Origin of the sequence: Halorussus pelagicus (assembly GCF_004087835.1) — an archaeon.
Taxonomy (GTDB): domain Archaea; phylum Halobacteriota; class Halobacteria; order Halobacteriales; family Haladaptataceae; genus Halorussus; species Halorussus pelagicus.
On sequence record NZ_CP035119.1, the window covers coordinates 1249375 to 1263725 of the forward strand.

At 65.0% G+C, this 14351-nt stretch carries 6 protein-coding genes; 3 read left to right on the forward strand and 3 right to left on the reverse strand.

Features of this window, described 5'->3' with window-relative positions; translation table 11 throughout:
- Window positions 1–24 precede the first annotated feature (24 nt).
- Entirely contained in the window at window positions 25–612 is a 588-nt protein-coding gene (locus EP007_RS06420; RefSeq protein ID WP_128476858.1) for a magnesium transporter, read from the forward strand.
- Entirely contained in the window at window positions 613–1170 is a 558-nt protein-coding gene (locus tag EP007_RS06425; protein ID WP_128476859.1) for a magnesium transporter, read from the forward strand.
- Between the two features lie 73 nt (window positions 1171–1243).
- Here EP007_RS06425 and EP007_RS06430 read toward each other — a convergent pair whose 3' ends face one another.
- Together EP007_RS06430 and kynU are read right to left on the reverse strand one after the other, a co-directional pair.
- Window positions 1244–1738 carry a hypothetical protein gene (locus EP007_RS06430; RefSeq protein WP_128476860.1) on the reverse strand — a complete coding sequence of 165 codons (495 nt, stop codon included), beginning with the start codon at window positions 1736–1738 and terminating at the stop codon, window positions 1244–1246.
- A 151-nt stretch (window positions 1739–1889) separates the two neighbouring features.
- Window positions 1890–3206 carry a kynureninase gene (gene kynU, locus EP007_RS06435; RefSeq protein WP_128476861.1) on the reverse strand — a complete coding sequence of 439 codons (1317 nt, stop codon included), beginning with the start codon at window positions 3204–3206 and terminating at the stop codon, window positions 1890–1892.
- A 489-nt stretch (window positions 3207–3695) separates the two neighbouring features.
- Here kynU and EP007_RS06440 point away from each other — a divergent pair, with 489 nt between their 5' ends.
- Window positions 3696–4697 carry an alpha/beta hydrolase gene (locus EP007_RS06440; protein ID WP_128476862.1) on the forward strand — a complete coding sequence of 334 codons (1002 nt, stop codon included), beginning with the start codon at window positions 3696–3698 and terminating at the stop codon, window positions 4695–4697.
- Window positions 4698–4793: 96 nt separating this feature from the next.
- Here the strand turns inward: EP007_RS06440 and EP007_RS06445 are convergent, their stop codons facing one another.
- Window positions 4794–14132, reverse strand: a complete 9339-nt coding sequence (locus tag EP007_RS06445) for a S8 family serine peptidase (RefSeq protein WP_128476863.1) — start codon at window positions 14130–14132, stop codon at window positions 4794–4796.
- Between the last annotated feature and the right edge of the window lie 219 nt (window positions 14133–14351).

The following is a 14351-nucleotide window of genomic DNA, read 5'->3' on the forward strand; positions in this document are numbered from 1 at the left end:
CTCCGGACCACCTGTTCAACATAGATGTCCGTCCGCGAAGTCGCCGCGCAGGCGTACCGAGAAGCCCTCCCCGCGCTGGCCGCGAGCGTGGTCGGCGGCCTGTTCGCCGGGGTCGTCCTCGGCGGGATGCGCGCGGAGTTGCGCGCCGTGCCCGGCCTGCTCGTCCTCGTGCCCGCCCTGCTGGCCACCCGCGGGAACGTCTACGGGTCGCTCGGCGCGCGCCTCTCGACCGGTCTCCATCAGGGGCTTGTCGAACCCGCGTTCGGGTCGGTATTCGACCGCGACAGTCGAGTGACGGCCGCGGTGGCCGCCGCGCTCGCCAACGGAATCTTGGCCAGTCTCTTCGCGGCGACCGTCGCGGTGCTGGTCCTCACCCTGCTCGCCGAACCGGTCGCGCCGCTGGCGACTCTGCTCGCCATCGCGCTGGTCGCGGGCCTGCTCTCGGGCGTCGCGCTGACGGTCGCAGTCGTCTCGGTCGTCTTCGTCGGGTTCCGGCGCGGGTACAACCCCGACACGCTGGTCGGCCCGCTGGTGACGACGACCGGTGACGTGTTCGGTATCGCCTTCCTCCTGCTCGCGGTCCGGTTCGTGCTGGCGCTGGGAGGGGCGTAGATGCAGACCGAGTGGCGCGTCCAGGCAATCACGCGGGCGACGCTCCCAATTTTGCTCGCGCTCACGGTGGTCGAAATCGGGAGCGGACTCGTCTTGGGGAGCTTCGAGGCGACCTTGCTGACCTACCCCTCGCTGTTGACGCTCGTGCCTGTGACCATCGGGACCGCCGGAAATCTCGGGAGCATCCTCGCGGCGCGACTCTCGACGGCATTTCATCTCGGGACGCTCTCGTTCGACCCTTCAGACGAACAACTCGCGGGCAACGCGGTGGCGACGGTAGCGCTCGCACTGACCATCTTTCCAGTCGTCGGCGCGGGCGCGTGGGTGCTGTCGCTCGCACTCGGGAACGCCCAGTTGCCTCTGCACACTGTTGTCGCGGTGGCGCTTGCCAGCGGCGCGGCGCTCGCTGTGGTCGCCGTCGCGGTGACGCTGGTGGCGACCTACGCGGCGTATCGCTTCGAGTTGGACCCCGACGACGTGGTGATTCCGGTCGTGACGAACGTCTGTGACGTGCTGGGCGTCGTGGTGCTGTTCGCGGTGGTTCAGGTGATGGTCTAGGGATAGTTAGGAACGCGGGTCTTTCAACCGGCAAGTATCGTGTGGACAAACTGGCGATGAGTGTCGGAGAGACCTACGCTTGCGACGACGGGGGTGTCACCTCGTCGCCGCTCTCGGCGGGAGTTCGCAGTTTCGACCCCGCGATACCGGCACCGATGAGCAGAAGCGCGCCACCGGCCAGCAGGAACGGCTCTGCCCCGAGGACGAACACGACAGTCTCTCCCTCGAAACCGGGGGCCTGAGGCGAGAACTCTCGATAGAGCGGCCTTCTGGATGACTGAAACAGATTGAATACCGCTCGGAGCGCGTAGAACAGGACGACACCGCCCATCACGAACGGGACGCTCGCCAGACGTTTCCACCGGAGGGCACCAATCGCACCCCCGACACCGACGACGCCCAACTGTGCGAGCAACACCTCTTCGTGATTGAGGTCTCCGCCCCAACCGGATACGATAGCCCCCTCGTACCCCGGCGCAACGTGAACTAATCCCTGATACACGCCGACGACGACGGCCGCACATCCAGCGACAGCCATCACCACCGGAACGAGTCGATGATTTTCCATGGAGGGAGGTTGTTTAACTAACTGTTAAGTGTTGTCCTGACTTCACAAACGTCGGCGCACCGTTCCGATCCACAGTATGGGACCGTCGCTTCTTCGTCTTAAGCGACAGTCACGCGGCCGATTCTGAATAGAGAAATCGCACTACCTACCATTAGGTCACCCCGCTCCCCCGAGTCTCGAAGTTCTCGTACTCCCGGTTTTCCACGACCTGCCGCAACTGCTCGACGACCTCCCACACGTCCTCGAAACTCGTGTACAGCGGCGAGGGACAGATGCGGACGACGTTCGGCGGCCGGAAGTCCACGACGACGCCGCGCTCCTTCAGCGCCTCGCTGACCCGGTAGGCCTCGGGATGTTCGACGGCGACGTGGCCGCCGCGGCGCTCGGGGTCCCGAGGAGTCCCGATATCGCAGTCGGGCAGGCGCTCGTCCGCGAGGAAGGTGAGATACGCCGTGAGCCGGAGGGACTTCTCGCGGACCGCTTCGATTCCCGAGCAATCGCTCGCCTCGCCCGCGTCCTCGAAAATCTCCAGCGACCCGGCGAGGGGCGCGGCCGAGAGAATCGGAATCGTGCCAATCTGGTAGGCCCCGGCGTCCTCGGCGGGGGTGTAGGTCGAGTTCATCTCGAACTGAGTCTCCTTCTCGTGGCCCCACCAGCCAGCGAGTGCGGGCGTCTCGCCGAAATGCTCCTCGTTGACGTAGAGACCGGCGATAGCCCCCGGCCCGGCGTTGAGGTACTTGTAACTGCACCAGACCGCGAAATCGACGCCGATTTCCGAAAGGTCGTGGGGCACGACGCCAACAGAGTGCGCGAGGTCGAAGCCCGCCAGAATCCCTCGCTCGTGGGCCGCCTCGGTGATTCGCTCGATGTCGAGCAACTGGCCGCTCCGGTAGAGGACCGAGGGCAGGAAGACCAACGCGGTGTCGTCGTCCAGCGCGTCGATAACGTCCTCGGTCTCGATGGTCCGGCCGTCGCGGCTCTCGACCACGGTCAACGCCTCGTCGGGGTCCACGCCGCGCTGGCGCAACTGGGCGCGGACAGCGTAGTGGTCGGTCGGGAAGTCGAGGTCGTCCACGACGATTTTTGTCCGCTCGGGGTCTGCGTCCCGAACGCGGTCGTAGAAGGTGGCGACGAGCGTGTGGATGTTGACCGTCGTGGAGTTGGCGACGACGACCTCCTCGGGCTTGGCACCGACGAGCGGTGCCAGTCGGTCGCCCAACTGCTCACCGTAGTAGAACCACGGCGGGTCGGCATCGGTCCACCCGCGGATGGCCAGCTCCTTCCACTCGGCGACCGCTCGGTCTACGGCCTCCTCGGCCTCCTCGGAGCAGAGACCCAGCGAGTTACCGTCCATGTACCACTCGTCGTCGGGGTCGTAGAACCGCGACGAGAGGTGGGCGAGCGGGTCGGCCGCGTCCAGTTCGGCGACGTAGTCGGTCCCGAGTTCGAACTCGTGGTCTGCGTTCATGATGGGAGCGAACGGTGGAATCGGGTTAGTCGTTTGGACTTTAGCGAGTGAGTCGTCTGTTTCGGAAACTGTTTTTCGATACGAACCCCGGCGGCCGGACGGTGAAGTGCTGGGTGGCTTCCATCGGTTTCCACGGTGCGTCCCGACCGCCGAGGCGGGAACTCGCCGCGCTGTTCGGTTCGGACGACTCGGACGTACGGTGGGCCGTCCGCGATAGCGTCGTCGAGATACTCGCGTACGGTCGGGGATTGTGCGAGGTCGTCGGGCGTGACCCACGGCGACGGCCGCGCCGAGACAGACCGCGGCCGCGCCGAGTCCTTTCAGAGCAGTCGTGACTCGCATGCCTGACGTTCGGCGTGAAGAACGTCGCGGCGAGCGCGAGCGACCGCGGTCCGTCCAGACGCCGGGACCGAAGTGCGCCGACAGCCGCGTCGGTCGAGTGCCCGCCGACCACCGCTTCCTTTCCCGCTCGCCTCCCTACGCCCCGGCATGACCGAACCCCTGCGCACGAAACTGGACCCGGAAGTCGCGGAAGTAATCGCGGACATCGAATCCGCAGGCGTCCCCGAGTGGTCGGCCATGTCGGTCGAGTCCGCGCGGCGCGTCGAGGACGAGGTGTTCTCCGGCGGCGACCCGCCGGAAGTCGGCTTCGTCCGAGACCTGTCGATTCCGGGACCGGGCGCGTCAGCGGAGGACTCTGGGCGCGAGATTCCGATTCGGGTGTATCGTCACGCCGCTCTCGACGCGACCGACGAAGGCGACCCCGCGCCCGTCCTCGTCTACTACCACGGCGGCGGATGGGTCCTCGGCACGCTCGACTCAATCGACGGCGTCTGTCGCCGCCTCGCGCGCCGCGGGGAGTGCGTCGTCGTCTCGGTCGATTATCGGCTTGCGCCCGAACACCCCTTCCCCGCCGCGGTCGAGGACGCCGACGCCGCGCTCCAGTGGGTCGCCGACCACGCCGAGACGTTCGGCGGCGACCCCGACCGCCTCGCCGTCGGCGGCACCAGCGCGGGCGGAAATCTGGCCGCCGTAACCGCGATGCGGGTGAGAGACGCGCGACGGGACCCCGAGCGCGACGAATCGGTCCCGGACATCGCGCGCCAGTTTCTGTTCTACCCCATCACCGACTACGCCTTCGACACCGACTCCTACGCCGAGAACGGCGACGGCCCGCTCCTAACCGAGACCGACATGCGCTGGTTCTGGGACCGCTACCTCCGGAGCGAGGTGGACGGCGCGAACCCCTACGCCGCGCCGCTCCGCGCGCCCGACCTCGCCGACCTCCCGCCCGCGACGGTCGTGACCTGCGGGTTCGATCCCCTGCGAGACGAGGGTGTGGCTTACGCGAATCGACTCGCGGAGGCGGGCGTCGAGGTGCGCCACGACCACCACCCCGACCAGCCACACGGCTTCCTCAGCATGTCCGAGTCGGTCTCCGCGGCGGACGCCGCGCTGGACGAAATCGGCGAGGAGTTGCGGTCGCTGTAGGCCGTTTTCGTCGCAGTTAGGTCTCGATGCGGTCTGATTGGCTCGAAAAAAGTCGTATCCGTCAGAAGCGCTGGACGAAAAATCTCGTCCGAGGGGTCAGTCGAGTCGCCGACGCGCGGCGACCAGACCGGCTAGTAGCGCGGCCAGCGCAGTTGAGACGCCGAATCCGGGAATAGAGCCACTGCCGCCGTCCGTCGTCTCGCTGGCCGTCCCGTCGGCGTCGCCCGACCCGGCGTCGGTCCCGTTGTCAGCGACCGAGACCAACCCGGCCGATTCGCCGTCAACCGCGAGTTCCCGCTCGCCCGGCAAGTCAAGCGCCACCTCGAAGGTGAGGCGCTTCGACTCGCCGCCCGCGAGTTCGACGCTCTTCTCGGCGACGACTTCGCCGTCCACCGAGACCGCCGCGGTGTCGCTGGCGGTGCCCGACCCGTCGTTTTCGACGGTCGCGGTGACTTCGACGCGCTCGCCCGGTTCGACGCTCGTCGCGCCGACCGACGCGTCGGTCACCGAGAGCGCGCCGCTCCGGACGCCGACCGCGAAGGTGCCGGTAGACGCGGCCGTGCCGCGCAGGACGTACTGCCCGCCGCCGGTCTCGACCACTTCGGTCTCGACCGCCTCCCACGACTCTCCGGAGAGTCGGTAGAGCGCGACGTTCTCCGGTGCGGCGGCCGCGCTCGCGGGCACCGAGAATTTGACGCCCGCGCGTTCGAGCGCCGAGGCGGAGAGGTCGGTCGTCGCCACCTCGACGTAGCCGAGCGTCGGCACGTCGGGCGCGCCCGCGCCACCCGGTGCGCTCGCGGCGACGCTGGCGTCAACGTAGAACTCCGAGACGGGGTCCTCGCTACTCGGACGAATCGACACCCGCCGAACGGTCAGGTCGCCCGCCGAGACGCCGCCCTCGGGCGAAAGCCGACCGGGCGAGTCCGACCGGGCGCTGAGAATCTTCCCTCGGAAACCGCTCGGGGACAGGTCGGTCACGTCGTCGCGCACGTCCGGCACCGGGATGTCTACCGCGCCACCGCCGCCACCGCCTCCGCCGCCGGAGCTACCGCCGTCGCTTCCGACCGAGGACTCGTTAGCGACCGTGAACGAGACCGTCTCGGGTTCCGGGAGCGAGTTGCCCGCGTCGTCGGTCACGACGAGCGCGGCCTCGTAGCTCCCCGCCGAGAGGTTCCGGGTGAACGAAACCTCCCCGTCGGTCACCGTCGCCTCACTCGTCACATCCTCGCCGCCATTCTCGCCCTCGAACCGGAGCGTGACGTTCGCCGGGTCCACGCCGGAGTAGTCGTCGGCGTACGACCCCGAGAGGGTCACGTCGCCCGGCGTGAGGTCGTCAGTCGCCACGGCGAGCGAGGCAGTCGGCGGCGTCGATTCCTGTTCGCCGGTGATGGCGTACGTCGAGAAGTGCGGGGCCTCGATTTCGTAGGTGTACGTGCCGTCGGTCTCGCTGGCGTCAACGCGCTCGGCGTCAACTTTCTCCCATCCCGTCGATTCGTTCTCCTCTTCGACCCAGAACTTCACCGTGCCGGGCGTGATGTACCGCTGGCGGACGCGCGACTGCTCGACGGTCACCGTGACCGTCGCGTTACCGATGTTGTCGTTCGACACCGAGGTGTCTATCTGTGGGAAGTACAGGGAGGTCCCGTTCGTGACGGTCCGTTCCGGGTCCGGGTTCGTCGTCGCCGTCCCGACCGTCACGTTCGCCTCGCCGGTGTCGGTCTTCGTCTCGATGGACACCTCGTTGACGTTCGTGTCGTTCGTCTCGGCCGCGAGCGTGTCGTTTGCCGTCTCGCTCATCTCGACATTCTGCCCGACGCTGTACTCGGCGGTCTGCACGACCTTCTCGTTGCCCGCCGCGTCGCGGACGACCACCTCGAAGGTGTGGTTGCCGAGCGGGGACGCCGCCTGAGCGAAGCCGTCGCCGTCCGTCCCGATTCGGTCGCCGCCGACCTCGATTTCCGCGACGCCGATGTTGTCGGTCGCGTTGACCGTGACCGGAACTCCGTGTTCGGGCAGGATTTCGGTTCGGTTCGACAGGTGCGTCCCGCTGACCGTCGGCTTCTGGGTGTCAATCTTGATGGTCTCGGACTGCGTGGTCTCGCGGTTGCCCGCCTCGTCCACGCTGTAGAACTCGACGGTGTACTCGCCGTCGGTCGTGAGTTCGATGCCCTCGCTCTCGTCGTACTCGGTCCACTGCTCCGAGCCGTTGAGGCGGTACTTCGTCGCGTTCAGGCCGCCGGGCCGTTCGACTGCCGAGAGCGTGACGTTCACGTCGGAGGTGTACCAGCCTCGACGGTTTTCGGTGACGTTGGTCGTGAGGCTCGTCGTCGGCGTGAACGTGTCGATTTTGAACGAGACGGAGCCTGTTTCGGCGTTTCCGACTTCGTCGGTGCTTCGGTACTCGACGGTGTGGCGTCCGTCCGCGGACATGGTGACGTTGCCGTCGTAAGTCTGCCAGTCGCCGCCCACGCGGTACTCCGTTTCGGCGACGCCTGACGTGGCGTCGAACGCCGAGACGTTGACCTCGACGGCCGAGGTGTGCCACCCGTTCGTGGTTCCGACAGAGACCAGTCGGGTGTTGACGGTCGGCGCAGTCACATCGACGAACACCGAGTCGGTCTGGCCCCTCACGCGGACGTTCCCGTCGTCGTCGGTGGCGTTCCGGAGCGTCGCCTCGAACGTTCCGCCCCGACCCGCCGAGACGTTCGCGCGGTAGGTGTACAGGTTCGAAGCGGAGTCGTACGTCTCGTCGAACGCCGCGAGCGAGAGCGTTCCGTCGGCGTCGCCGCCGAGCGAGACGTTCAGTTCGCTCAGGTCCTCGTCGGTGTCGAGGACCACGTCAACGTTCTGTCCGTCGGCGACGACATCGAAGTTCGCCACCGTCGGCGCGCGCGTATCGACCTCGACGTTTGCCACTGGGTCGTAGGTGGCCCCGTTCCAGTAACGGTCGGAGACGGATGTTAGTTCGACCGTGTGAGACTCCTCTACGCGGGACTGCACCTCGTAGGTCGCGGTGTAGGTGTACGACCCGGACACCTCGAAGGATTCGAGCGTTGCGACCTCGCTCTGGTTCGCGTTCGTGACCGTCACCGTCGTCAACGTCTGGTTCAGCGGTTCGTCCGAGTCGAAGGTGACTGTCACCATCTCGTCGGCGAACGTCGCGTCAAGGTCCGAGATGTTCGGCGCGGTCGTATCGGCGGGCGTCGTGTCGGTCTGTCCGTCAGCGCCGTCGTTGCCGTCGTCGTCCTCTGCCCGCGTCAGGGTCGCAGTCCATGTCTCGTCGAGACCGCTCGACACGTCGTACTGGGCGTAATACGTCTCGCCGTATCTGGAGAACGACGAGACGGTGCCAACGGTCTGGCCCGACGCGTCGGTCAGTTCGACGGCCAGTGCAGAGGTATTCAGTTCCTCGCTGGAGTCGAGCGAGACCCTCACGCTTCCGGGGTACATCTTCGCCGAGAAGTTCGAGATGGTCGGTGCGGTCGTATCGACGGTGGTGGTGTCAGTCGTCGCTCCGGTGAAGTTCTCGTTACCAGCCGCGTCCGTGGCTTCTTCTAACGTTGCTCGATACGTGCCGTCGTTATCCGTAACGTTAGAGAACTGATATTTGTATCCAACAGAAACGTCTCGGACCGCCATATCATTCTTTTCAAGCGATTTGAGTACATTTCCGTCGCTCTCAGCGAGAGATAGACGAAGAGTATCGAGTTCTTCCTCTGTAACGAGCGAAATCTCAACACTCTTTTCCGAGTCGTACGAGGAGATATCTAGCTGACGTATGTGTGGCGCTTCGTTATCCGCGACGACCGAATCATCCTCGCTGTTCGCGTTTTCGTTGCCGTCGGTGGCCGTCACTGTGACGGTCCGGGTGCCGTTGCCCGCGTCGGCAACCGTCACGGTCGCCGCGTAGGTGTCCCCGCTGGCGTGTGCGAGCGTGACGCTACCAGCGCCGAGACCGGTCGCGTCGGCAGTCACGGAGTCCACGCCGGTGTCGCTGTCGGTCGCCGTCGTCTCAATTCGGACTTCGTCGCCGTCGTTCACGACGCCGTCGCCGTCGGTGGCGTCGGTGAGGTTCACGGATAACGTCGGAGCAGTCACGTCCACCGTGACCGAGTCGGTCTGGCCCCTCACGCGGACGTTCCCATCGTCGTCGGTGGCGTTCCGGAGCGTCGCCTCGAACGTTCCGTCCCGACCCGCCGAGACGTTCGCGCGGTAGGTGTACAGGTTCGAAGCGGAGTCGTACGTCTCGTCGAACGCCGCGAGCGAGAGCGTTCCGTCGGCGTCGCCGCCGAGCGAGACGTTCAGTTCGCTCAGGTCCTCGTCGGTGTCGAGGACCACGTCAACGTTCTGTCCGTCGGCGACGACATCGAAGTTCGCCACCGTCGGCGCGCGCGTATCGACCTCGACGTTCGCCACTGGGTCGTAGGTGGCCCCGTTCCAGTAACGGTCGGAGACGGATGTTAGTTCGACCGTGTGAGACTCCTCTACGCGGGACTGCACCTCGTAGGTCGCGGTGTAGGTGTACGACCCGGACACCTCGAAGGATTCGAGCGTTGCGACCTCGCTCTGGTTCGCGTTCGTGACCGTCACTGTCGTCAACGTCTGGTTCAGCGGTTCGTCCGAGTCGAAGGTGACTGTCACCGTCTCGTCGTCGAGCGTCGCGTCGAGGTCCGAGATGTTCGGCGCGGTCGTATCGGCGGGCGTCGTGTCGGTCTGTCCGTCAGCGCCGTCGTTGCCGTGGTTGTCCTCTGCCCGCGTCAGATTCGCGGTCCACGTCTCGTCGAGACCGCTTGGTATGTCGTGTTGGGCGCGGTACGTCCCGGATAGTTTGTAGAACGATGTGACGGTGCTAGCGGTCTGTCCCGACCCGTTGATGAGTTCGACGGCTATCGCAGAGGTGTCCAAGTCCTCGCTAGACTCGAACGAGACTCTCACGCTTCCGGGGTACATCTCCGCCGAGAAGTTCGAGACGGTCGGTGCGGTCGTATCGACGGTGGTGGTGTCAGTCGTCGTTCCGGTGAAGTTCTCGTTGCCAGCCGCGTCCGTGGCTTCTTCTAACGTTGCTCGATACCTGCCGTCACTAGAAACGGTGAACGTCGTATTATACTCGTAGGAGTCAAGACTTTTGTCGGTACTCAACCTCGTGACATTTTTCACTACGTTACCGTCGCCGTCACTCAGAGTTAGACGAGTAGCTTTTAATTTCTCATCTGAGTTGAACGTGAGTTCTAATTCGTTTTCCTGATTGACAAATGATTGGAGATTGAAATATGGGATATTAGCTCCGGCGTTATCCGCGACGACGGAACCACTCTCGCTGTTCGCGTTTTCGTTGCCGTCGGTGGCCGTCACCGTGACGTTCTGGGTACCGTTGCCCGCGTCGGCGACCGTTACGGTCGCCGCGTAGGTGTCCCCGCTGGCGTGTGCAAGCGTGACGCTTCCAGCGGCCAGCTCGGTCGCGTCGGCGGTCACAGCGTCGATGTCGCTACCGTTGTCGGTCACCGTCGCCTCGATTCGGACCTCGTCGCCGTCGTTCACGACGCCGTTGCCGTCGGTGGCGTCAGTGAGGTTCACCGACAGCGTTGGAGCGTTCAGGTCCACCGTCACCGAGTCTGTCTGTCCGCTCGCGCCCTCGTTGCCGTCTGCGTCCTCCGCATCGAGGAGCGTGGCCTCAAACGTCCCGTCTTGGCCCTCAGAGACGTTTGCGCGGTAGATGTAGGGACCGGATTCGTTCTCCGTGAAGTCCGCGCGCGTCAAGGTCCCCGACGCGTCACCGCCGAGTCCGACCGTGACGTTCGACAACTGCTCGCTCGACACGAAGGTCACGTCCGTGTCCTGCCCGATCGCGGTCACGTCGAACGCCGAGATGGTCGGTTCGGGGGTTTCGAGCGTGACCGTGACGTTTCGGTCGTCGGTCAGCGTGAACGACTTATTCTGTGTCTGATTCGGGAATCGCGTGCTGTTCTCCGGAGGACTGACCGCGAGCGACACGTTGCCCGCGAACTCCATCCCTCGACGGCCGGTCCGCCTCGGAGTCATGTACCCCTCCGCGTCCGTCGGCGTGAAGGCGAACAGAGCCGTCGCGTTCGCGTGATGGTGGGTGATGTCCACGCTCGCGTTCTCCACCGGCCTCCCAACTTCGTCTACGACCCGGACGTTCAACATCGACGCGTTAGGGAGGTCGAGCTGACCGAGGTCGGCGTCCGCCGTCGCGTTCACGCTGTCCAGCGCGTACACGTCGGGAACGCCGTCGTGGGGGTACGGATTGTCGTCGCTACCGAAGCCTTGGAAGAAGGTGGCGCTGTAGGGCTGCCCGGTGTAAACGTCGCTGACGGTGAACCCTCCGTCGGCGTTCGTGTAGTCGTACAGGAACCGACTGGACGACGGACTGTCGAAGGACACGAAGCTCTCGTTCACCGGATTTCCGTCCGGCGCGTTGACCTGCCCGGAGACATCGACCTTCTCCTGTAGCCTGAACGTGACGTTAGCGTCTGACGAGAGATCGCGGAAGTTCCGCGAATATATCTGGTCCACGAATCGGTCGGAGTCCGGTGCGTGGACCCGTGCTGTGACATCCCCGAGAACCTCGATACCGGGCGCGTCACCCGGCGAAATCGCTCCGTTCTCGCCGGTCGGAGTGAAGAATCCGGTTCCGGCACCGATACCGTCTTCCGAGCGAACGTGACCGACGTACACGGTCACGTTCGGCACGGGGTCGCCGCTCGCGTCCACGACGGAGACGTTCAGGACGTGTGCCTCGGGGAGCGTCGTGTTCCCGATGTCGGTCGAGTTCGTCCCGTTGACCAAGTCCACCGTGTAGAGGTCGGGCGACCCGTCGCGGGGCATGAACTCGCTCCCGTGCTGGTCGCGGTCGCCCTGATAGTACCGGATAGCGTACGCGAGATTCTCGTCGGCCGCACGGACCGAGAAGTTCCCCGTGTCGTCGGTGGTCGTGGAGAACTTGTCGCGTCCGGCGCGTTGGGCGGCGACTACGTCGTCGTTCACTGCGGGGTCGCCGTCGGTCTCGCGGATTTGTCCGGAGTACGACACGGCGTCGTCTTCGAGCGTGACCGTGAGGTCGGTATCGCTCGTCACGTCGAGGTCGCGTGTGTAGGTTTGGTTGACGTAGAGTCCGTTATCCGGCGGAGTGACCTCGACGGTGACGTTGCCGGTCATCTCGATGCCCCGGCCTTCACCGGGAGTGATGTACCCCTGCGAGTTCATCGAGAGGTTACCCAAGCCGGTGGAGGCGCCGAGACGGTGATGCGTGACCGAGACGCTCGCTTCGGGAACAGGGTTGCCGTCCTCGTCCACGACCTGCACGTCGAGGAGCGATGCGTCCGGTACCGTCCGAGAGCCGACGTTCACGTCCTCGGTGGCGTTCACGTCGTCGAGGACGTAGATGTCGGCGGTCCCGTCCTGCGGAAAGACGGTGGTCGCGTTCCAGTCTTGGAAGTAGCCGACGCTGTAGCGCGTTCTGGAGTCGATGCCCGCTACTGAGAAGTTCCCCGACGAGTTCGTGACGGCGAGGTGGCTACTCTCCGAGGTCGTATCATCGGCGTAGACTCCGTCGTCGGTGGAGGGGTTGCCGTCGGCGTCCAAGACGGTCCCGGCATACTCGACGTGGTTGGGTGACGTTTCCTCGACCGAGGGAATCGCCCCGTCGGCATCGACGAGTCCGTATCCGGTCTCGTTGTTCGGTTCGGTGCGGCGAAGCGGCGTCGCCGAAGACTGAAGCCGCGACTTGACCTCGGCGGGCGTGAGAGTCCGGTCGGCGTCAAGCATCAACCCGACGACGCCAGCGGTGTGGGGTGCGGCGGCAGAGGTGCCGTAGAAGCCGTCGGGATACACGTCCGTCGGGACGCCGTCGGGCGCGACCACGTCGGGCTTGAGGCGGCCGTCGATGGTCGGTCCCCGAGAGGAGAAGCCTTCGAGTTCGTTATTGCTGTAGTGGACTGCCCCGACCGTGATGGCGCGCGGACCAGTCGCCGGGACGGTGATGCTCCGCGCGTCCGTGTCGTACTCGGGGTCGGCGCTCCCCCCGAAGAACACGTCGAAATCCGCCGACCCGTTGGCGTCGGCGTTCCAGAGCCGCAGGTAGACGTTCTCGGAGGCGTAGTGAGAGATGTACTCCGTCGGTCGCTGTGTCCCGTTCTGAACGTTTGACGAGGAGGCGACGATTTCGTTGCTCTCGTTGACGAGTATCGCATCGTAGTCCTCGTCGCTAGCGGACCAGTCGTCCCAGCTAATCGCCATCTGAACGCTCCCCGAACCACCGGCCGGAGTGACGTTCATTCGCTCGTCGAGTCCGTCGAAGTTCATCCACTGGTTGTCGTCGCGGTCCGACCACGTACCGTTCCAATGGCCGCCGTTCGCCTCGTTGCCAGCGGAGATGACCCACGGCGTGCCCGAATCAACCGACTCTCCAATCTCGCGGTTCATTTCGGCGGTTCCGTCAAGCGGACCGACGTTGTACCAGCCGACCGACATCGAGACCACGTCGGCGGACGTGTTCTCCCGTATCCAGTCGATTGCCTCGTACAGTTCGAGCGGGTAGTTCACCTTCGCCGCGACGATGGAGGCGTTCGGTGCGGTGTCGGCCACGAGTTCCGCCGTCCCGGTACCGTGGAGACCGCTCTCGTTCGCCATCGTTCGGGGGCTATCCGGTGAACTGAAGTTCCGCCAGTTCACGAGTTGGTCCGAGATTTCGGGGTTCGTAACGTCGAACCCGAGGTCAACCACTGCGACGGTTACGTTGTCGCCGGTGTAGTTCGCGTCGTGGACGTTGCCCACGTCCATGTTCTCCAACCCGGCGCTCGTGACATCGGTGGTGAACGCCTTCTGTGGCTGGCGAACGAACTCGACCGCGCCAGAGTCGGCGAGCGCCTGTACGGCCGCCGCGGGGACGCGCGCCTGCACCAAGTTCTCGTGGCGGACCTGTACGTCGCCGCCGTTCGTGCCGACCAGTCCGGCAACGTCGTCGCTCCGGCCGGGCGTCGCCCGAACGACGACCTGAACGAACTCGGTGCCGCCGACGCTCTGAGCGGACGGGCCGCGCTCGCTCGATTCGACCCGAGTGAGAAGCGACGACGAGACCTTGGGGTCGGACTTCGGTACTGGCAGGGTCTGCTGTCCCGTCGTCTCGTTCGACGTGTCGTCAACGGTAGTCGTCGTGGTCGTTTCCGTGAGAGTCGTCGTTGCAGTGTTATCTGCTGTCGTGGTCGTTTCTACGACCGTCGTGGTCGCCGTATTGCCCGCCGTCGTAGTCGTTTCCGTGAGAGTCGTCGTCGGGGTGTTGCCCGACGTGTTCCCGGCGGTGTTCCCGACCGAAAGCGACCCCGCGGAGGTGACTGCCGCGGCCGGAACTGCCGCAGTCGCGGCCGAGACGACCAGTAGAACCGAGAAGACGATTGCGGAGAGGCGGTCGTCGGTCATGCTGACCCTTTGACCGAGGTGGTCGTTCGAGTCGCCGCGGTCGGAACCGACGACCTAAACGGAGCGACGAGACGCTCGAAAGCACGAGAGCGAACCGCCGCGTCGTCTCTTATCCGCTTCCTAATGTATCTCTGTACGTTCATTAACTCCAAATTATAGTAGTTGCATATAAGAATTTTGTAATTGAAAGTATTAGTCGATAAAATAGTAATAGTCTAT

What these genes read in the sequence shown, in the direction of transcription:
- EP007_RS06420 (WP_128476858.1), top strand. Translation starts at nt 25, where the DNA reads ATGTCCGTCCGCGAAGTCGCCGCGCAGGCGTACCGAGAAGCCCTCCCC.
- EP007_RS06425 (WP_128476859.1), top strand. Translation starts at nt 613, where the DNA reads ATGCAGACCGAGTGGCGCGTCCAGGCAATCACGCGGGCGACGCTCCCA.
- EP007_RS06430 (WP_128476860.1), bottom strand. Translation starts at nt 1,738, where the DNA reads ATGGAAAATCATCGACTCGTTCCGGTGGTGATGGCTGTCGCTGGATGT.
- kynU (WP_128476861.1), bottom strand. Translation starts at nt 3,206, where the DNA reads ATGAACGCAGACCACGAGTTCGAACTCGGGACCGACTACGTCGCCGAA.
- EP007_RS06440 (WP_128476862.1), top strand. Translation starts at nt 3,696, where the DNA reads ATGACCGAACCCCTGCGCACGAAACTGGACCCGGAAGTCGCGGAAGTA.
- EP007_RS06445 (WP_128476863.1), bottom strand. Translation starts at nt 14,132, where the DNA reads ATGACCGACGACCGCCTCTCCGCAATCGTCTTCTCGGTTCTACTGGTC.